We start from the raw sequence: 307 nt of genomic DNA on the forward strand, positions 1-307 counted from the left end.
GCTACGACTCGGACAAACGACCCCCGGCCGCCCCCGCCCTACCGTGGAGCACGCAAGCCAAGCAGCACACCCCCAACGCGGAAGGGCCGGGACTCGTACATGACTTCCACCCATGCCTTCTGGCTCGCCGGCCGCCAGGTCACCGGCGAGGACACCTTCGACGTCACCTCCCCGTGGGACGGCCGGCTCGTCGGCAAGGTCAGCGTGCCGACCGACGCCCAGGTCGAGGAGGCCGTGGCCGCCGCGTACGCCGTCCGCGAGGACTTCGCCGCCACCCCGGCGCACGTCCGCGCCGCCGCGCTCGACC

The 307-nt window shown here is 73.6% G+C and carries 1 protein-coding gene; it reads left to right on the forward strand.

Features of this window, described 5'->3' with window-relative positions:
• Nucleotides 1-99: 99 nt before the first annotated feature.
• The coding region (locus CCN44_RS46510) for an aldehyde dehydrogenase family protein (protein WP_244203967.1) at nt 100-307 on the forward strand (208 nt) is incomplete at its 3' end.

It is taken from the genome of Streptomyces tricolor, assembly GCF_002155905.1.
Lineage (GTDB): Bacteria > Actinomycetota > Actinomycetes > Streptomycetales > Streptomycetaceae > Streptomyces > Streptomyces tricolor.